This is a genomic window from Acinetobacter sp. NIOH-H-8 (assembly GCF_046635365.1).
Lineage (GTDB): Bacteria > Pseudomonadota > Gammaproteobacteria > Pseudomonadales > Moraxellaceae > Acinetobacter.
Map to the genome: position 1 here is coordinate 1 of NZ_JBHDVN010000191.1, position 451 is coordinate 451.

2 pseudogenes are annotated in these 451 nt (G+C 42.4%); one reads left to right on the forward strand and one right to left on the reverse strand.

Annotated elements, in window-relative coordinates:
• Positions 1-216: pseudogene (locus tag ACEWB7_RS17740) on the forward strand (hypothetical protein); the annotation flags it as partial.
• A gap of 71 nt (positions 217-287) precedes the next feature.
• Here ACEWB7_RS17740 and ACEWB7_RS17745 read toward each other — a convergent pair.
• Positions 288-434 (reverse strand): annotated as a pseudogene (locus tag ACEWB7_RS17745) (hypothetical protein); the annotation flags it as partial.
• Between the last annotated feature and the right edge of the window lie 17 nt (positions 435-451).

The following is a 451-nucleotide window of genomic DNA, read 5'->3' on the forward strand; positions in this document are numbered from 1 at the left end:
GCCTTACAACAGCATTTACTGGCAATAGCAGCAGGTTTACAGTCAGATAACCCGATGCGTGGGCTGGAGATCATGTTACAGCCATTTCGTAATGAATCAGGACAGATTCAGTGGGATTTGGGTAAGTTTTCGCTAGGTACACTAGAGACTCAGGCCCTTAGAGACATAGACTTTAGTCAGCCAGTTACCACTATACCCCGTCTTCGTATAAATTAATCCAGTTCTTGCTATTGCAATAATTCACACATTAAAAAACGCCCAGATGGGCGTTTTTTAACAAACTGATATTAAGCAGTTTTTACTGCAGGCTCAACAGCCAGCATATGTCCATTTTCTTCAAAGTTAATATGCCATTGCAGCGCTTCACGAAGCAGATGTGGTGTATGGCCACCTTTAGCAGTTGAACGGTCAAAATAGTCGTTCAAGGCATCTTTTTAAAGTGGGTGTACAC